The 18,175-nt window shown below is 71.7% G+C and carries 13 protein-coding genes; 7 read left to right on the top strand and 6 right to left on the bottom strand.

What is annotated here, in order from left to right; genetic code table 11:
- Positions 1-246: 246 nt before the first annotated feature.
- Complete coding sequence (aspS, locus tag D3105_RS06155) at positions 247-2,040, bottom strand: aspartate--tRNA ligase (RefSeq protein ID WP_065482488.1); 1,794 nt, start codon at positions 2,038-2,040, stop codon at positions 247-249.
- A 165-nt stretch (positions 2,041-2,205) separates the two neighbouring features.
- On the opposite strand from aspS, the gene D3105_RS06150 reads away from it, so the two are divergent.
- The gene (locus tag D3105_RS06150) at positions 2,206-4,323 is read left to right on the top strand and encodes an ATP-binding SpoIIE family protein phosphatase (protein WP_118900724.1); all 2,118 of its coding nucleotides are present in this window, start codon (positions 2,206-2,208) and stop codon (positions 4,321-4,323) included.
- Positions 4,324-4,389: 66 nt separating this feature from the next.
- On the opposite strand, the gene D3105_RS06145 is transcribed toward D3105_RS06150, so the two are convergent.
- The 3 genes from D3105_RS06145 to D3105_RS06135 all read right to left on the bottom strand — a co-directional run bounded on the left by D3105_RS06145 (position 4,390) and on the right by D3105_RS06135 (position 7,159).
- Positions 4,390-5,493, bottom strand: a complete 1,104-nt coding sequence (locus tag D3105_RS06145; RefSeq protein ID WP_118900722.1) for an AI-2E family transporter — start codon at positions 5,491-5,493, stop codon at positions 4,390-4,392.
- Between the two features lie 65 nt (positions 5,494-5,558).
- Complete coding sequence (locus tag D3105_RS06140; RefSeq protein WP_118900720.1) at positions 5,559-6,515, bottom strand: pirin family protein; 957 nt, start codon at positions 6,513-6,515, stop codon at positions 5,559-5,561.
- Between the two features lie 176 nt (positions 6,516-6,691).
- On the bottom strand, positions 6,692-7,159 hold the full coding sequence (locus tag D3105_RS06135; protein WP_006125898.1) for an SseB family protein: 468 nt from the start codon (positions 7,157-7,159) through the stop codon (positions 6,692-6,694).
- Positions 7,160-7,327: 168 nt separating this feature from the next.
- Here D3105_RS06135 and D3105_RS06130 point away from each other — a divergent pair, with 168 nt between their 5' ends.
- The 5 genes from D3105_RS06130 to D3105_RS06110 all read left to right on the top strand — a co-directional run bounded on the left by D3105_RS06130 (position 7,328) and on the right by D3105_RS06110 (position 14,816).
- Positions 7,328-9,154, top strand: a complete 1,827-nt coding sequence (locus tag D3105_RS06130; protein WP_109197531.1) for an acyl-CoA dehydrogenase — start codon at positions 7,328-7,330, stop codon at positions 9,152-9,154.
- A gap of 155 nt (positions 9,155-9,309) precedes the next feature.
- The gene (locus D3105_RS06125) at positions 9,310-10,608 is read left to right on the top strand and encodes a M18 family aminopeptidase (protein ID WP_118900732.1); all 1,299 of its coding nucleotides are present in this window, start codon (positions 9,310-9,312) and stop codon (positions 10,606-10,608) included.
- Positions 10,609-10,711: 103 nt separating this feature from the next.
- Positions 10,712-10,933, top strand: coding sequence for a DUF6458 family protein (locus tag D3105_RS06120; RefSeq protein WP_118900730.1), 222 nt, complete (start codon positions 10,712-10,714; stop codon positions 10,931-10,933).
- A 95-nt stretch (positions 10,934-11,028) separates the two neighbouring features.
- Positions 11,029-13,929, top strand: a complete 2,901-nt coding sequence (locus D3105_RS06115; protein WP_118900717.1) for an AfsR/SARP family transcriptional regulator — start codon at positions 11,029-11,031, stop codon at positions 13,927-13,929.
- Positions 13,930-14,093: 164 nt separating this feature from the next.
- The gene (locus D3105_RS06110; RefSeq protein ID WP_118900715.1) at positions 14,094-14,816 is read left to right on the top strand and encodes a DUF4232 domain-containing protein; all 723 of its coding nucleotides are present in this window, start codon (positions 14,094-14,096) and stop codon (positions 14,814-14,816) included.
- A gap of 12 nt (positions 14,817-14,828) precedes the next feature.
- On the opposite strand, the gene D3105_RS06105 is transcribed toward D3105_RS06110, so the two are convergent.
- Positions 14,829-16,646, bottom strand: coding sequence for an NHL domain-containing thioredoxin family protein (locus tag D3105_RS06105; protein WP_118900713.1), 1,818 nt, complete (start codon positions 16,644-16,646; stop codon positions 14,829-14,831).
- Positions 16,647-16,710: 64 nt separating this feature from the next.
- Between D3105_RS06105 and D3105_RS06100 the strand changes: the two genes are divergently transcribed.
- Positions 16,711-17,202, top strand: a complete 492-nt coding sequence (locus D3105_RS06100) for an LURP-one-related/scramblase family protein (protein ID WP_118900711.1) — start codon at positions 16,711-16,713, stop codon at positions 17,200-17,202.
- A 107-nt stretch (positions 17,203-17,309) separates the two neighbouring features.
- Here D3105_RS06100 and D3105_RS06095 read toward each other — a convergent pair whose 3' ends face one another.
- Entirely contained in the window at positions 17,310-18,101 is a 792-nt protein-coding gene (locus tag D3105_RS06095; protein WP_118900709.1) for a carbon-nitrogen family hydrolase, read from the bottom strand.
- Positions 18,102-18,175: the final 74 nt, after the last annotated feature.

Here is an 18,175-nt window from a genome sequence, read left to right as displayed (position 1 = left end):
GGGGAGGGACACGGTGGGCTCCTCGGATGGCGGCGGGCGGCGCGGCACAACAGGACGGGCTGCGAGAGGGGTGTCTCGGTGCCAGTCCTTGCCGGGCCCGCACCGGCCGAACCCGAACCGGGGCCATCCGGCTGTACCACGTCGCCCGGCCGTCTCCGGCGCTCGCGGCTATGCAACGAAACAGCCCCCGATCGGGTGATCGGGGGCTGTTTCACGTGAAACATCCGTAGAGCGGGACCGTACGGACTACTTGTCGGCGGGCTTCTCCGACGCGCCCTTCGCGGCGACCGGCTTGCGCAGCTGGATGTTCAGCTCGCGCAGGCGGGTCTCGTCCAGCTCGGTCGGGGCGCCCATCATCAGGTCCTGGGCGTTGCCGTTGAGCGGGAAGGCGATGGTCTCGCGGATGTTCGGCTCGTCCGCGAGCAGCATGACGATGCGGTCGACGCCGGGGGCGATGCCGCCGTGCGGCGGGGCGCCGAGGCGGAACGCGCGGAGCATGCCCGCGAACTCGTGCTCGACGGTCTCGCGGTCGTAACCGGCGATCTCGAAGGCCTTGAGCATCAGCTCGGGCTCGTGGTTACGGATGGCACCCGAGGACAGCTCGATGCCGTTGCAGACGATGTCGTACTGCCAGGCGAGGATGTCCAGCGGGTCCTTCTCCTCCAGGTCGGCGAGGCCGCCCTGAGGCATCGAGAAGGGGTTGTGCGAGAAGTCGATCTTGCCGGTCTCCTCGTCCCGCTCGTACATCGGGAAGTCGACGATCCAGCAGAACCGGAAGACGCCCTCCTCGAAGTGGCCGGCGCGCTTGGCGGCCTCGACCCGGACCGCCGACATGATCTTGGAGACCTCGTCGAACTCGCCCGCGCCGAAGAAGACGGCGTGGCCGGGGACCAGCGAGAGGCGCTCGGTGAGCGTCTTGACGTCGGTCTCGGTGAGGAACTTGGCGATCGGTCCTGCCAGCGTGCCGTCCTCGCCCACGCGTACCCAGGCCAGGCCCTTGGCGCCGTGCTCGACGGCGTACTCACCGAGGCCGTCGAAGAACTTCCGGGACTGGCCCGCGGTGTCCGGGACCGGCAGCGCGCGGACGTGCTTGCCGGCGAACGCCTTGAAGCCGGAGTCGGCGAAGACGTCGGAGATGTCGACGAGCTCCAGCTTGGCGCGCAGGTCCGGCTTGTCGTTGCCGTACTTCAGCATCGACTCGCGGAACGGGATGCGCGGGAACGGCGAGGTGACCTCGCGGCCGTTGCCGAACTCGGTGAAGAGCTCGGTCATCAGCTTCTCGATCGGCTGGAAGACGTCCTCCTGCTCGACGAAGGACATCTCGACGTCGAGCTGGTAGAACTCGCCAGGCGAGCGGTCCGCGCGGGCGTCTTCGTCGCGGAAGCAGGGCGCGATCTGGAAGTAGCGGTCGAAGCCCGAGATCATCAGCAACTGCTTGAACTGCTGCGGGGCCTGCGGCAGCGCGTAGAACTTGCCGGGGTTCAGCCGCGACGGGACGACGAAGTCACGGGCACCCTCGGGGGAGGTCGCGGTGAGGATCGGGGTCGCCATCTCGTTGAAGCCGAGGGCCACCATCTTGGAGCGGATGGAGGCGATCACGGCCGAGCGCAGCATGATGTTGCGGTGCATGCGCTCGCGCCGCAGGTCGAGGAAGCGGTACTCAAGGCGCCGCTCCTCGTTGACGCCGTCCTCGGTGTTGATCGTGAAGGGCAGCGGCGCGGCCTCGCCGAGCACCTCGACCTCGGAGACCTCGATCTCGATCTCGCCGGTCGGCAGCTCGGGGTTGACGTTGTCCGCGCCGCGTGCGGAGACCTTGCCGTCGATCCGGACGACGGTCTCCTTGGTGAGCTTCGCCAGGGCCTCGTTGCCGGGGGTGCCGGGGCGGGCGACGAGCTGCACCAGACCGTAGTGGTCGCGCAGATCGATGAAGAGGATGCCGCCCAGGTCTCGGCGATTGTGCAGCCAGCCGCTCAGCCGGACGTCGGTGCCGACGTCAGAGGCGCGGAGCTCGCCGCAGGTGTGGGACCTGTACCGATGCATCGTCGTTCATCCAGTCTTCGCGGTTAGGTGGGGATTGAGCCTCCCCAGGCTACCGCCCGGGGCCGGGAGGCTTCATTTCCCTTTGCGCCGCCGCACCCGCCGCCCCCTGGGCAGGTGGCGGCCTCTCGGTGGCGTCCACCGAGCACATCTTCCTAAAGTGGGGCAATGCGCACCGAGGAAGTCCTGGCCGCGATCGCGACGGGCCTGTGGCGCTGGGACAACGCAGCCGGCACGGTCACGCTCGACGCGGAGGCGGCCCGGCTGCTCGGCCTGCCTCCCGAGCCCGGCAGCTACCGGGAGTCGGCGGTGCGCTCCCGTTTCCACCCGGTCGACTGGAACGAGATCTACGGGGTGGTGAACCTCGCGGTCGCCGAGGGCAGCCTCGCCGAAGCGCGGCTGCGGATCGTGGACGAGCGCGGTCAGGTCCTGCGTACCGTGCGCAGCCGCTCCAAGCCGGTCTTCCGGACGGACGAGGAGGCCGACAGCGAGGCCTATGTCCTCTACGGCACGCTCCAGGAGGTCGCCGAGCCGCAGCCCGGCTCCACCGACGCCGCCCACACGCCGATCACCGGTGACTGGCGGCGGTCCCGGGAGGCGTTCCTGCTGGACGCCGGGCGCGCGCTGGCCGAGGCCCGGTCCACCGCGGAGGTACTGCGGGTCGCCGGGTCCCTGTCCATGCCCGGCTTCTCCCCGGACGGCCTCGCGGTCTTCGGCTCCGCCGGGGAACGGCTGACGATCATCGGGCACCACGGGCACAACATCGGGGACGAGGAACCCTTCACCGACATGCCCCTGGACACCGACTACCCGGCCGCCGAGGTCGTCCGCACCGGCCGCGCGATCTACCTCCCCTCCCCCGACGAGTACCGCCGCCGTTATCCGGCCACCTGGCCGCTCGCCCGGCGCTTCGGGCGGCAGTCCTGGGCCTTCCTGCCCCTGGTGTCCTCCGGCCGCACCATGGGCGCCTGGATGGCCGGGTTCCAGCACCCGGTGGGCTTCTCCCCGGACGAGCGCGCGGTGCTCTCGACGGTCGCCCGGATGCTCGCCCAGGCTCTGGCCCGCGCCGGGGCCGCCGAGACGGAACGCGAGCTGTCGCTGGGGCTCCAGCGCTCGATGATGCCGACCCTGGGCCCGCAGATCCCCGGGATGACGGTGGCCGCGCGGTACGTGCCGACCGGTGGCGGGCTCCAGGTGGGCGGCGACTGGTACGACATGATCCCGCTGCCCAACGGCCGGATCGCCCTGGTCATCGGCGACGTCCAGGGCCATGACGTGCGGGCCGCCGGGCTGATGGGCCAGCTCCGGATCGCCCTGCGCGCCTACGCGTCCGAGGGGCACCGCCCGGACGCCGTGCTCGCCCGGGCCTCGCGCTTCCTGTCCGGGCTCACCGACGCGTACGAGAGCGTCGAGGGCGACGAGGAGCCCGCCGCTCCGCGCTTCGCGACCTGCCTGTACGCCGAGGTCGACCCGGAGGCCGGGACCCTGGACATCGCCCGCGCGGGCCACCCCGACCCGGTGGTGATCAGCGCCGACGGGACCGCGGTGATCCGGCAGACGGCCGGTGGGCTGCCGCTCGGGATCGAGGCGGACTCCGACTACCCCACCACCCGGGTGGTCCTGGAGCCCGGCGAGACGATCATGCTGTGCACGGACGGCCTCATCGAGACCGGCGGGCACGACATGGCGACCGGCTGGACCCGGTTGCGCCCGGTCCTGGAGAAGCCGGTGGAGGACCTGGAGCAGCTCGCCGACGCCCTGGTCCAGGCCGTGCACGGGCCGACCTCGCACTACACGACCGGGCCGCTCGCGGACCGGCGGGAGGACGACATCGCGGTCCTGGTGCTGCGACGTGAGAGCGCCCCGGCCCCGGAGACGGCGGCCCGCCGCAGCGTCCTGACCATCGCGCAGGCCGAGCCGGAGCGGATCTCGGTGGGGCGGCAGCTCGTGCGGGAGCTGCTGCACGACTGGAGCGATCCCGAGCAGGTGGACTCGGCGGTCCTGATGGTCTCCGAGATGGCGACCAACGTGCTCGTCCACACGGACGGGGACGCGCTGATGGTGGCGGAGGTCTCCGGGGAACAGGGTGAGCGGCGGCTGCGGGTCGAGGTCGCCGACGCGAGCGACGAGCTGCCGCACAAGCGGCGGCCGGGGGAGATGGCGTCCAGCGGGCGGGGGCTTGTGCTCATGGAGATGCTGGCGGATGCGTGGGGGGTGGATCCGCGGGGGGAGGGGAAGTCGATCTGGTTCGAGCTGTACGAGTCGGATGAACCGGGGGTCTTTTGAGCGGGTGAGGGACCCCGGGCCCTGGCTCTCCGAGAGCTCGGGTCCACCACCGCAAGGGTTCCGTCCTCAAGCGCCGGACGGGCTGGGGTGGGCGCCGCCCGACGGGCCTGGGCCGCTGTCCGGCGGGCTGGAATGGCCGCCCCCGCGCAGTTCGCCCAGGACGCCGAAAGCCGCCGCGCACAGCGGGACCGCCAGCAGCATGCCCAGGAGGCCGGCCACGCTGGCTCCCGCCGTCAGGGCGATCATGATCATCGCGGGGTGCATCTGGACCGTACGGCTCTGGATCATCGGCTGGAGCACATGGCCCTCCAGCACCTGGACCGCGAGCACCACCCCCAGCGCCCACAGGGCGATCACGAACCCCCGGTCGGCCAGCGCGACCAGCACCGACACCGCGCCGGAGAGGAACGCCCCCAGGTACGGGATGTACGCGCCGACGAAGACCAGCGCGCCGAGCCCCACCGCCCCCGGCACGTCCAGGATCAGCAGGCCCACCGTGATGCACACGGCGTCGATCAGGGCGATGAACGTGGTGCCCCGCATGAAGCCCTCGACGGCCTCGAACGCGCGCCGCCCCATGGCCTCCACCAGGTCCCCCGTGCCGCGCGGGGCCACCGTGTGGGCCAGGTTCACCGCCCGGTCCGAGTCGCGCAGGAAGAAGAACGTCAGCAGCAGGGCCAACACACTGGTCGCCACCAGCGAACCGATCAGGCTGATGCCGCTGAGCAGACCGCCCGCCGCGCTCGCCCCGAACTTCTCGACCAGGCTCTTCGCGTTGTCGGCCAGATCGTCGACGTCCGTGGCCCCGGCGATGTCGAAGTGGTCGACGACCCACTGGCCCGCGTCCTTCAGCGAGGCGACGATCTGGTCGCCCGAGTCGACGAGGGCGGTGACGACGATGTACCCGGCCCCGCCGACCACCGCGACGAGGGCGGCGCAGGTCAGCCCCGCGGCCAGCGAACGGTTGAGGCGGCGCGCGATGAGCCAGCGGTGGACGGGTCCGAGCAGTGCCGTGCCGAGGAGGGCCAGCAGCACCGGGGTGACTGCGGTCTTGAGGACGACGACCAGCCAGATCGCGACGGCGGCGACGCCCACGACGAGCAGGACCGCACCGCACCAGGCCGCGGCGCGGCGGGCGCTGTCGGGCAGGAGGGGCGTGGATGCGGGCACCCTCCCAGCCGATCACGGGGTGCGCCGGCGAGCCCGCCGGCGCACCCCGTACGGGTGAGGGTGCGTCACATGCCGTGGACCGCGGGGACCGTGCCCAGGCGGCCGGCCTGGAAGTCCTCGAAGGCCTGCTTCAGTTCGGCCTGACTGTTCATCACGAACGGTCCGTAGTGGGCCATCGGCTCCCGGATCGGGCGGCCACCGAGGAGGACGACCTCCAGGTCCGGGGTGTTGCCGTCCTGCCGCTCGTCCGCGCGCACGGTCAGCGAACCGCCGGCGCCGAACACCGCGGTCTGGCCCATCGCGATCGGGCGGCGCTCCGCGCCCACCGTGCCGCGCCCGGCCAGGACGTACGCGAGGCCGTTGAAGTCCTCGCGCCACGGCAGGGTCACCTCGGCGCCGGGCCGGACGGTGGCGTGGATCATCGAGATCGGGGTGTGGGTGATGCCCGGGCCCTCGTGGCCGTCGAGTTCACCGGCGATGACGCGGAGCAGCGCGCCGCCGTCGGGGGAGGCGAGGAGCTGGACCTCGCCGCCGCGGATGTCCTGGTAGCGCGGGTTCATCATCTTGTCGGCCTTGGGCAGGTTCACCCAGAGTTGGAGGCCGTGGAAGAGGCCGCCGGACAGGACGAGGGACTCCGGCGGGGCCTCGATGTGCAGCAGGCCCGAGCCGGCGGTCATCCACTGCGTGTCGCCGTTCTCGATGGTGCCGCCGCCACCGTTGGAGTCCTGGTGGACGAAGGTCCCGTCGATCAGGTACGTGACCGTCTCGAAGCCGCGGTGCGGGTGCCAGGGGGTGCCCTTCGGCTCCCCTGCCGCGTACTCCACCTCACCCATCTGGTCCATCATGATGAACGGGTCGAGGTGCCGGTAGTTGATCCCCGCGAACGCACGGCGGACGGGGAAGCCCTCGCCCTCGAAGCCGCTGGGCGCGGTCGTGACGGCGAGCACGGGACGAGCCACGGCGTCACCCGAAGCGGCCACCTTGGGCAGGGTCAGCGGGTTGTCGACAGTCACTGCGGGCATGGAAGCCACCTCCGGGCGAGTGTTCTGGAATCAATTTAGTTGAATGATGAACATCCCGCAAGGCGTCGCGCATTCCCGGCGGGCGGCCGCGACAGGGCGAGGGCCCGCGCCATCTCGGCGCGGGCCCTCGCCCGACAGAAGAAACCGCAGGTCAGCGACGCACGGTCACCGAATCCCTACCCGTACATACGGCGCATCGCGAAGTCGACCATCTGCTCGACGGCCTTGGCGTCGAAGACCATCCGGTGGTCGCCCTCCATGTCCAGGACGAAGCCGTACCCCGTCGGCAGCAGGTCGATCACCTCGGCCCCGGTGATCACGAAGTACTTCGACTCCTTGCCCGCGTACCGCCGCAGCTCCTTGAGCGTCGTGAACATCGGGATCACCGGCTGCTGCGTGTTGTGCAGCGCCAGGAAGCCGGGGTTGTCGCCGCGCGGGCAGTAGACCTTCGACGTCGCGAAGATCTGCTGGAAGTCCTCGGCGGAGAGGGAGCCGGTGGTGAAGGCCCGGACCGCGTCGGCCAGGGAGGGCGGCGACGGTTCGGGATACAGCGGCTGCTCCCCGTAGCCGCCGCCCATCTGACCCATCTGGCCCATCTGACCCATCTGCTGCTGAGCACCAGGGTTCTGGTCGTAGCCGTACATGCTGCAAAGAGTAATCGGACACATCTACGGCTTGAGGGGTTGCGCCTTATTACTGACGGGTAGCATCATCGGAGAGGTCAGCTGATAGACCTACGCCTGCCTGTCGCCCGACCCGCATCACTCCCCGGGGCGCTGTGGCGCCACTGCTATTGATTACGGAGCCTTCCCATGGGGCACTACAAGTCGAATCTCCGCGACATCGAGTTCAACCTGTTCGAGGTCCTCGGGCGCGACAAGGTGTACGGCACCGGTCCGTTCGGTGAGATGGACGTCGACACCGCGAAGAGCATCCTGGACGAGATCGCCCGCCTCGCGGAGAACGAGCTCGCCGACTCCTTCGCCGACGCCGACCGCAACCCGCCGGTCTTCGACCCGGAGACCAAGACCGCTCCGGTCCCGGCGAGCTTCAAGAAGTCGTACCAGGCATTCATGGACTCCGAGTACTGGCGTCTGGGCCTGCCCGAGGAGATCGGCGGCACCACCTCCCCGCGCTCCCTGATCTGGGGCTACGCGGAGCTGCTGCTCGGCTCGAACCCGGCCGTGTGGATGTACTCCTCCGGCCCGGCCTTCGCCGGCATCCTCTTCGAGGAGGGCAACGAGGAGCAGAAGAAGATCGCGGAGATCGCCGTCGAGAAGCAGTGGGGCTCGACGATGGTGCTGACCGAGCCGGACGCCGGCTCGGACGTCGGCGCCGGCCGGACGAAGGCCGTGCAGCAGGAGGACGGCTCCTGGCACATCGAGGGCGTGAAGCGCTTCATCACCTCGGGCGAGCACGACATGTCCGAGAACATCATCCACTACGTGCTGGCCCGCCCCGAGGGCGCAGGACCGGGCACCAAGGGCCTCTCGCTCTTCATGGTCCCGAAGTTCCACTTCGACTGGACGACCGGCGAGCTGGGCGAGCGCAACGGCGTGTACGCGACGAACGTCGAGCACAAGATGGGCCTCAAGGCGTCCAACACCTGCGAGATGACGTTCGGCGACCAGCACCCCGCCAAGGGCTGGCTGATCGGCGACAAGCACGACGGCATCCGCCAGATGTTCCGCATCATCGAGTTCGCCCGCATGATGGTCGGCACGAAGGCCATCGCCACCCTCTCCACGGGCTACCTGAACGCCCTGGAGTACGCCAAGGAGCGCGTCCAGGGTCCCGACCTGGCGAACTTCATGGACAAGACGGCGCCCAAGGTCACCATCACGCACCACCCCGACGTGCGCCGCTCGCTCATGACGCAGAAGGCGTACGCCGAGGGCATGCGCTCCCTCGTGCTGTACACCGCCTCCGTCCAGGACGCGATCCAGGAACAGGAGGCCGCGGGTGAGGACGCCAAGGCGCTGAACGGCCTCAACGACCTGCTGCTGCCGATCGTGAAGGGCTACGGCTCCGAGAAGTCCTACGAGCAGCTCGCGCAGTCGCTCCAGACCTTCGGCGGCTCCGGCTACCTCCAGGAGTACCCGGTCGAGCAGTACATCCGGGACGCCAAGATCGACACCCTCTACGAGGGCACCACCGCGATCCAGGGCCAGGACTTCTTCTTCCGGAAGATCGTCCGCGACCAGGGCGCCTCGCTCAACACGCTCTCCGAGGAGATCAAGAAGTTCCTCGCGGGCGCCCAGGGCAACGAGGAGCTGGCCCCGGCGCTGGACTCCCTCGCCAAGGCCGCCGTGGACCTGGAGGCGATCGTCGGCACGATGATCACCGACCTCACCGCGACCGGCGAGGACGTCAAGAACATCTACAAGGTCGGCCTCAACACGACCCGCCTGCTGATGGCCTCCGGCGACGTCGTCGTCGGTTACCTGCTGCTCAAGGGCGCGGCCGTGGCGGCCGAGAAGCTGCCGACCGCCTCCGCGAAGGACGTGCCCTTCTACCAGGGCAAGATCGCCGCCGCGAAGTTCTTCGCCGCGAACGTCCTGCCGGGCGTCTCGACCGAGCGCGCGCTCGCCGAGTCGATCGACAACTCGCTGATGGAGCTGGACGAGGCCGCCTTCTAGGACCTCGCAGCCGCTCAGCACATCCGACAGCGCCGCCGCCCGGAGACCGTCCGGGCGGCGGCGCTGTCGCACGATCGGCGGACCTGGGAGCGACGGGGCGGCCGATCTCGCGGTCACCGGATACCGGACCCCGGGTCCTCGTTACAGTGAAGAACATGAGTTCCCCTCTCCGGTTCGACCGTGCGCACACCGATGACCTGATGACCTTCCTGGCGGCCAGCCCGTCCCCGTACCACGCCGTGGCCAACGCCGCCGCCCGGCTGGAGGAGGCCGGCTTCCGGCAGGTCGAGGAGACCGCCGCCTGGGACGGCTCGGCGGGCGGGAAGTACGTGCTGCGCGGCGGGGCGATCGTCGCCTGGTACGTACCGGAGGGCGCCGAGGCGCACACCCCGTTCCGGATCGCGGGGGCGCACACCGACTCCCCCAACCTCCGGGTGAAGCCGCTGCCCGACACCGGCGCGCACGGCTGGCGCCAGATCGCCGTCGAGGTCTACGGCGGCACCCTGCTCAACACCTGGCTCGACCGGGATCTGGGCCTGGCCGGGCGGATCTCGCTGCGCGACGGCACGCACCGGCTGGTCAACATCGACCGGGCGCTGCTGCGGGTGCCGCAGTTGGCCGTCCACCTGGACCGCTCGGCCAACACCGAGGGGCTCAAACTCGACCGTCAGAAGCACATGCAGCCGATCTGGGGACTCGGCGATGTGGAGGAGGGCGACCTGATCCGCTTCGTCGCCGAGGAGGCGGGGGTCGACGCGGAGGACGTCACCGGCTGGGACCTGATGCCGCACGCCATCGAGCCGCCCTCCTACCTCGGCCGGGACCGCGAGCTGGTGGCCGGGCCCCGGATGGACAACCTCCTCTCGGTGCACGCCGCGACCGCCGCCCTGGCCGCCGTCGCCGGACTTGCCGACGCCGACATCCCGTACATCCCGGTGTTCGCGGCCTTCGACCACGAGGAGAACGGCTCGCAGTCCGACACCGGCGCCGACGGGCCGCTGCTGGGCTCGGTGCTGGAGCGCTCGGTGTTCGCGCGCGGCGGCACGTACGAGGACCGCGCCCGCGCCTTCGCCGGAACCGTCTGCCTCTCCTCCGACACCGGCCACGCCGTGCACCCCAACTACGCGGAGCGGCACGACCCGACGCACCACCCGGTCGCCAACGGCGGGCCGATCCTCAAGGTGAACGTCAACATGCGGTACGCCACCGACGGCAGCGGCCGTGCGGTGTTCGCCGCGGCCTGCGAGAAGGCGGGCGTGCCGTGGCAGAGCTTCGTGTCCAACAACGCGATGCCCTGCGGCACGACCATCGGGCCGATCACCGCCGCCCGGCACGGCATCCAGACAGTGGACATCGGCGTGGCGATCCTCTCGATGCACAGCGCCCGTGAGCTGTGCGGCGCTGAGGACCCGTATCTGCTGGCGAACGCGCTCACCGCGTTCCTGGCCGGCTGACCGCAAGACGCCCAACCAACCCCGTGCACATGGTTGTTGCCGGGCCGGGTACGCGAGTCGTACACCGGCCCGGACGCACCGGGTGGTCGAGGAGGCGGAATTCATGGGACTCGGAGGATGCATTCTCCTGATCGGTGCGGGCGCGATCCTGGCGTTCGCCACCGACTGGAAGATGGACACCGTCAACGTCGACCTGGTCGGCTGGATCATGATGCTCGTCGGTCTCGTCGGGGTCTTCGTCTATATGAGCATCGCGCGGCGCCGCCGGATGGTCGTGCCGCCCAGCACCACCGTCGTCCAGGACGACGAGCAGCGCTACCGCTGACGACCTGCGGCGACGACCCTGCGGGGGCCCCGATATTCTGGGACGGATCCCGCGCCCCCACCGTGGGCGCGCACCGCCCGGAAGAGGAGCCGTCCGTGGAGTTCCGGCTGCTCGGCACGGTCTCCGTCGAAACGCTCACGGGGCCGCTGCCGCTGGGGCCCGCCAAGCGCCGCAGTCTGCTCGCCGCCCTGCTGCTGTCCGCCAACACCCCGGTCTCCGTGGCCCGTCTGTCGGACTCCCTCTGGGACGACACACCGCCGCTGCAGGCCCGCGGGGTGATCCAGGGACATGTGTCGCGGCTGCGCGCCCTGTTGGTGGGCGCGGACGCGGAGGCGTACGGGGTCGAGCTGGCCACGCTCGGCGACGCGTACGTCCTGCGGGTGCCGGAGACACTGATCGACGCGCAGCGGTTCGAGGAACTGCTGATGCTGGCGCGGGAACAGCGCGGCCCGGCGGACACCGTGCTGATGCTGAAGGAGGCCCTGTCGCTGTGGCAGGGCCCGGCTCTCAGCGGGGCGTTCACCGGGCCGCCGCTCCGGGCGGCCGCGCACTCCCTGGAGGAGTCGCGGCTGGCGACGGTCGAGCACCTGGCCCGTACGTACGGGATGCTCGGCGAACACCACCGGGCCGCGGCTCTGCTGGCGGCGGAGACCGCAGCCCATCCGCTGCGCGAGTCGCTGGCCGCGGAGCTGGTGCTGGCGCTGTACCGGGCGGGACGCCAGTCGGAGGCGCTGGACCGATTCCACCGTACGAGGCGGCTCCTCGCCGACGAGCTGGGCATCGACCCGGGCCACGAACTGGCCGACGCGTACGCGCTGATCCTGCGGGGTGACGCGGGGAGCGGCGAGCCGAGACCGAGGCCCGTGGTGGCTCCGGCCGGTGTCCGGACCCCGCCCCCGACCCGTCCGGCGGCCTCGGTCGGCGCCGCGCCCCCGTCCGGTGCGGCGTCCCCGGACCCGGCCTCCGCCGGTCCATCCGGTGCCGCCGGTGACGTGCCCGCGCGCGGTCGCGGTGCGGTGGCGTCCCGCGCCGCGCTGCGCCCGTCGGCTGCCGCGCCCGCGCCGCACCCCGGAGAACCGCTCCCCGTCGACCTGCTCCCCCGGGCCCCGCGCGGCTTCCACGGGCGGGGCGCCGAACTGGCCGCGCTCACGCGGGCGGCGGCGGGCGAGGCGCCCGTCTGTCTGGTCACGGGCCCGGCCGGGGTCGGCAAGACCGCGCTGGCGCTCCAGTGGGCGCACCGCAGCGGCGCGCTCTTCCCGGACGGCCGTCTCTTCGCCGATCTGCGCGGGTTCAGCGAGGCTGGCGAGAGCGCGCTCATCGACGTCCTGCGGGAGTTCCTGCTCGCGCTCGGCGTCGCGCCGCGCCGGGTCCCGGAGTCCGCCCCGGCAGCCGCCGCGCTCTTCCGCTCCCTGACCGACCGGCGCCGGGTGCTGGTCGTCCTCGACAACGCCCGTGACTCCGCCACCGTCCGTGCGCTGCTGCCGGGCGGCAGCGACTGCGTCACGCTGGTCACCAGCCGGCACCGGCTGGAGGGGCTCATCGCCTCGGACGCCGCCCGGCCCGTCCCGCTCGACACGCTGGAGGCCGACGACGGCACGGCACTGCTCGCGGGGGTGCTGGGGGAGGAGCGGGTGCTCGCGGAACCGGTGGCGGCCCGCCGCCTCGCCGAACTCTGCGGCGGGCTGCCCCTCGCGCTGCGCGTCACCGCGGCCCGGCTGGCTGGACGGCCGCGCTGGACGCTGGCCGCCTTCGCCGACGAACTGGCCGACGAGCGGGGCCGGCTGGCGTATCTCGACGTGGACGACACAGGCGTCGCGGCCTCGCTGCGGCTGACCGTCCAGCACCTGCCACCGGAGGCCGTCCACCAGTTCGCGCGGCTCGGGCACCATCCCGGCGGCCATTTCGACCCGTACGCGGCCGCCGCGCTCGCGGGGACGGATCCGGTCGCCGCGGCGGCTGCGCTGGAGCGCCTCGCCGCCGCCCACCTCGTCACCGAGACCGCTCCGGGCCGGTGGGTCCTGCACGACCTGGTGCGCCTGTACGCGCGCGGCCTCGACCCGGCGTCCGCGCACGACGCTCTCACCGGGGTGCTCGACCACTGCATCGCCACCGCGCTGGCGGCCGCCGACACGGCGGAGCCCGGCGGCGAGCCGTGCTTCGTGCTCCCGGACGGTTACCGCCGGCCCGTCGCCGTACGGGACTTCGCCGACCGCGCGGAGGCGATGCGCTGGCTGGCGGCCGAGCGCGAGAACCTGGCCCTGGCCGCCGTGGCGGCGCGGGAGGCGGGGCTGGCGGACCGGACCTGGCGGATCATCCTGCTCCAGTGGCCGCAGGTGGTGTGGCGGGTACGGGACAACTGGGCGCCCGTGCTGGAGCTGGCCCTGGAAGCGGCTCGCGCCGGGAAGGACGCGTACGCCGAGTCGCGGGTGCTCACCCTGCTGGGCTGGGTGCTGACGGAGGAGGGCCGGACATCGGAGGCCGCCGCCGTGCTGGAGCGCTCACCGGTGCTCGCCCGCGAGGCCGGCGACCCGCTGGGCGAGGCGACCGCGCTGATCAACCTGGCCGTCGTCCAGGCCGAACTGGGCGAGCCGGCCACCGCGACGGAGAACTGCACCGGTGCCGTGGAGCTGGCCCGCGAGGAGGAGGACCGGCACACCGAGATGCTCGCGCTCCAGCACCTGGCACGGATGCAGCTCACCGCGCACCGCCCGCGGGAGGCGCTGGCCTGTGCGCGGACCGCGCTCGATCTGGGCCCCGAGCACGAAGAGGCGGTGCGCCGGTCGCTGCTGCTGGCGGTCTGCGGCGAGGCGCACCTCGCGCTGGGCGAGGAGGAGGACGGCATCCGGCTGCTGGACCGGGCCGCGCGGGAGGCGGAGGAGGCCGGTTACGACGACGGGGCCGTACGGGCGCTGGAGGCGCTGCTGCGGGTGTCGGCGCGGACGGAGTACCGCCGGCGGTACGACGAGGCGCTCCGACGGCTCACTGCCGAGGGCTGACCGGCTGACCTGCGGTTTGTCGTCGCCGCGCCGGGCATCAGCCGTACGTCAGCGGGACGGCAGCGATACGTGAGCGGCGGCGGGCAGAGTCGTTCCCGTCAGCACTTCGCGGGCAGGGCGCCTCGACCGGGCGTCCGCCTCACCGTCTCCCCGGGGGAATTTCCATGCGTACCTTCCGCAACCGCACCACCGTCCTGGCCGCCGCGACCACGGCCGCCCTCGCGCTCACCCTCACCGCCTGCGGCGACAACGGCTCCGGCACCCGCTCGGAGGGGGTGGCCGACAGCTCCGCGACCACCGCCGCGTCGACCTCCGGGTCCGGGAAGGACGCCGGATCCGAGAAGGCCGCCGACGACGCGGCGGTGACCGGCACCAAGGGCTCCACCGGCACCGCTCAGCCCGCGGGCGCGGCCAAGGGCTCCGGCGGTTCCGGAACCACCGGCGGCACGTCCGACAAGGCCGCCGTCGCCCTCTGCACGGCGAAGGGCCTGAACATCACCGCCGAGCGTCAGGACGGCCCGCCCTACACCCACCTCACGCTCTCCGCGAAGAACACCTCCGGCGCGAGCTGCGAGATGAAGGAGTACCCGCACATCCACTTCCTGGACAACGCGCGGGGCATCGTCCCGCCCGTCGCCAAGAGCAAGCCGCAGGCCCCGGTGATCCTGGAGCCCGGCCAGTCCGCCTATGTCGCGGTGCGCATGTCCGAGGGCGGCCGGAAGGAGATCACCGAGACCGTGAAGGAGTTCACGGTCACGCTGAAGGCCAACGGCGGCGGCACGGTGGTCGTGAAGTCGCCCGCCGCCGAGGGCCTCGCCGTCAACCCGCAGAAGTGGGCCACCGGTTACTGGACCACCGAACTGCGCAACGGCGCCGACGAGTTCTGATCCGTCAAGCGGTCACGAGGGGCTGTCCATCCCGGCGAGCACCAGTGCCAGCCGGGATTCGCCCTCCGCGGTGACGCGGACCGGCACCCCCCAGTCCTGCTGGTGCACATGGCAGGCCGGGTACTCGTTGGCCGGGTCGTCGTCGCAGGACGCCGCCATCGCGGAGACGTGCAGCACGCCCTCGGTGACCCCGTCCGCGAGGACCAGATCGCGCCCGAGGTCGGTCCCCGCGCCGGAGCCGTCCGCCAGCAGCTCGGGCGGGGTGGCCGAGACCAGGAGCCGGGTCGAGGGCCCGTAGCGGGTGTCCAGCTTCTGCCCCGCGGGCGCCTGGAAGACCACGTCGAGGCGGAGGGTGCCCGGGGCGATGCCGGTCGCGGTCCGCTGGGTGCGGTGCGCCTGGTCGGCGACCTGGACCGCCTCCTCGGGCAGCCGGAGGCGGGTCAGCCGGTGGCGGGCCGACTCGACGACGACGAGATCGCCGTCGACCAGCACCGCGTCGCTGGGCTCGCGGACATCGGTGGCCAGCGTGGTGACCTCGTCGGACGCCGGGTCGTACCGGCGCAGGGCGTGGTTGTACGTGTCGCTGATCGCGACGGACCCGTCGGGCAGCGCGGTCACGCCGATCGGGTGCTGCAGGAGCGCCTGGTCGGCCGCCCCGTCCCGGTGGCCGAAGTCGAAGAGGCCGGTGCCGACGGCGGTGTGGACGTGCTCGTCGCGGTCGACCCAGCGCAGCGCGGAGGTCTCCGAGTCGGCGACCCAGAGCCGCTCCCCGTCGGCGGAGACGGCGAGCCCGGACGGCTGGGCGAACCAGGCCTCGGCGGCCGGTCCGTCGACCAGGCCCTCGTTGGTGGTCCCGGCGGCGACGCGTACGGTCGCACTCTGCGGGTCGTACGTCCACAGCTGGTGCACGCCCGCCATGGCGATCCACAGCCGGTCACCGAACCAGGCGACGTCCCACGGCGAGGAGAGGTCCACCTCGCGCGCCGGGCCGCTGGTCGGGGTCCCCTGCCACCACTGGCGGCCGGTCCCGGCGAGGGTGCTGGTCACCCCGGTCGTCAGGTCAAGGGCGCGGATCGCGTGGTTGACGGTGTCCGCGACGGCGATGCGGCCGTCCGGGAGCACGGCGAGCCCCTGGGGTTCGCTGAACCGGGCCTCGTCGGGGCCGCCGTCGCTCAACCCGCGTTCGCCGGTGCCGAAGTGGCGGCGTACGGTCTCGCCGTCGGCGTCCAGCTCGACCAGGCGGTGCCGGGTGGTGTCGGAGACGAGGAAGCCGCCGTCCGGCAGGAGCAGCGCCTTGCCGGGGAAGCGCAGATGCGTGGCGACGGGCTCGGGCGCGACGTAGGGGCCGTCGCCCCGACGGAGCGTGCCCTTGGCCCCGTGCTCGGCCTCCAGCTCCTCGACGAGCTTCTCGATGGCGTGCGCGTGGCCCTCGCCCGCGTGCTGGGCGACGACATACCCCTCGGGGTCGATCACGACGAGCGTCGGCCAGGCGCGGACGGCGTACTGCTTCCAGGTGGCCAGCTCGGGGTCGTCGAGGACGGGGTGGTGGACCTCGTAGCGCTCGACGGCGTCGACGACTGCCTGGTGCTCGGCCTCGTGGACGAACTTGGGCGAGTGGACGCCGATGATCACCACGGTGTCGCGGTGCTTCTCCTCCAGCTCGCGCAGCTCGTCCAGGACATGCAGACAGTTCACACAGCAGAACGTCCAGAAGTCGAGGATGACGATGCGCCCTCGCAGGTCAGCGAGGGTGTACTGCTGGTCGCCTGTATTGAGCCAGCCGCCCTTGCCGATGAGTTCGGGGGCGCGAACGCGTGCACGTGTTGCCATGTCACCAGTCAACACCGTCCCGGCCTGCGCGCATTCCGCCGGGCCCCGGGGGAACCTGTGCCCCATGAGACTTCTCGTACGTGAGCGGCTGTTCGCCATCGGCGACGACTACTGGATCGAGGACGACGGGGGCCGGAAGGTCTTCCTGGTCGACGGCAAGGCGATGCGGCTGCGCGACACCTTCGAGCTGAAGGACGCCGACGGCCGGGTTCTGGTCGAGCTGCGACAGAAGCTGGTCAGCCTGCGCGACACGATGCTCATCGAGCGCGGCGGCGAGGAGCTGGCCAAGGTCAAGCGCAAGCGGCTGTCACTGCTCCGCAACCACTACCGGGTGACGCTGGTGGACGGTACGGAACTGGATGTCAGCGGCAAGATCCTGGACCGCGAGTTCGCCATCGAGTACGACGGCGAGCTGCTGGCCCAGATCTCGCGCCGCTGGCTGACCCTCCGGGACACCTACGGCATCGACGTCGTCCGGGACGACGCGGACACCGCGCTGCTCATCGCCGTGGCGATGTGCGTGATCGTCCTGGCGGACAAGGAGAACGAGGGCTGAGCCCCGCCCCGGCGCTGCGGCCCGTTGTTTCACGTGAAACGTGGACGGAGGCCGCCGGGGTTCCTCGGACGACGCCGGGGTGCCCTCTCAGCGCCGCCGCGGCGCCATCAGAGCGGTGACGGGAGCCCCAGGCGGCGGTCCTTCAAGGCCGGGAACTGGTCCCGGGTCGCGCGTACCTTGTCCGGGTCCAGCTCGACGGTCAGGACCTCCTCGTCCGCGCCCGCCTGTGCCAGCACCTCGCCCCAGGGGTCGACGACGATGCTGTGGCCGGCCTGCTGGATGTCGCCGTGGGTGCCCGCCGTGCCGACGGCGAGCACGTACGCCTGGTTCTCCACGGCGCGGGCCTGCGCCAGGAGCGTCCAGTGGGAGCGGCGGCGCTCGGGCCAGCCCGCCGCGACGACGAGCGTCTCGGCGCCCGCATCGACAAGCCCCCGGAACTGCTCGGGGAAACGGAGGTCGTAACAGGTGGCGAGGCCCAGGGTGGTGTCCGGCAGGGCGACGGTCACCAGCTCATCGCCCGCGCCCATCATCACCGCCTCGCCCTGGTCGAAGCCGAAGCGGTGGATCTTGCGGTAGGCGGCCGAGCGCTCGCCCTCGGGCGAGAAGACCAGGCTGGTGTTGTAGAGGGTGCCGTCATCCGCGCGCTCGACGAAGGAGCCCGCGTGGAGCCAGACACCGGCCTCGGCCGCCGCCTTCGCCATCGCCTCGTGCGTGGGGCCCTCCAGCGGCTCGGCCTCCGCCTCGAAGGCGGTGTAGGCGAACGCCCCGACCGGCCAGAGTTCGGGAAGAACCACCAGGTCGGCGCCGCGCTGGGCGACCACCAGGGACGCCGCTCGGACCCTGCGGGCCTCGACGGATTCGTCCGGGTCTACTGCGATCTGGATGAGGGAGGCGCGCACACTACCACCGTCCTGGCATTCAAGCCGTCAACACGGGCCTACGATCGTCACACGAAAGCACTGCCGGGGTGCCT

The sequence above is a fragment of the Streptomyces globisporus genome (genome assembly GCF_003501885.1).
GTDB lineage: Bacteria > Actinomycetota > Actinomycetes > Streptomycetales > Streptomycetaceae > Streptomyces > Streptomyces globisporus_D.
Note: the sequence above shows the minus strand (reverse complement) of the source record. Positions and strands in the feature narration are given on the sequence as shown.

What these genes read in the sequence shown, in the direction of transcription:
- aspS (WP_065482488.1), bottom strand. Translation starts at nt 2,040, where the DNA reads ATGCATCGGTACAGGTCCCACACCTGCGGCGAGCTCCGCGCCTCTGAC.
- D3105_RS06150 (WP_118900724.1), top strand. Translation starts at nt 2,206, where the DNA reads ATGCGCACCGAGGAAGTCCTGGCCGCGATCGCGACGGGCCTGTGGCGC.
- D3105_RS06140 (WP_118900720.1), bottom strand. Translation starts at nt 6,515, where the DNA reads ATGCCCGCAGTGACTGTCGACAACCCGCTGACCCTGCCCAAGGTGGCC.
- D3105_RS06135 (WP_006125898.1), bottom strand. Translation starts at nt 7,159, where the DNA reads ATGTACGGCTACGACCAGAACCCTGGTGCTCAGCAGCAGATGGGTCAG.
- D3105_RS06130 (WP_109197531.1), top strand. Translation starts at nt 7,328, where the DNA reads ATGGGGCACTACAAGTCGAATCTCCGCGACATCGAGTTCAACCTGTTC.
- D3105_RS06125 (WP_118900732.1), top strand. Translation starts at nt 9,310, where the DNA reads ATGAGTTCCCCTCTCCGGTTCGACCGTGCGCACACCGATGACCTGATG.
- D3105_RS06120 (WP_118900730.1), top strand. Translation starts at nt 10,712, where the DNA reads ATGGGACTCGGAGGATGCATTCTCCTGATCGGTGCGGGCGCGATCCTG.
- D3105_RS06110 (WP_118900715.1), top strand. Translation starts at nt 14,094, where the DNA reads ATGCGTACCTTCCGCAACCGCACCACCGTCCTGGCCGCCGCGACCACG.
- D3105_RS06105 (WP_118900713.1), bottom strand. Translation starts at nt 16,646, where the DNA reads ATGGCAACACGTGCACGCGTTCGCGCCCCCGAACTCATCGGCAAGGGC.
- D3105_RS06100 (WP_118900711.1), top strand. Translation starts at nt 16,711, where the DNA reads ATGAGACTTCTCGTACGTGAGCGGCTGTTCGCCATCGGCGACGACTAC.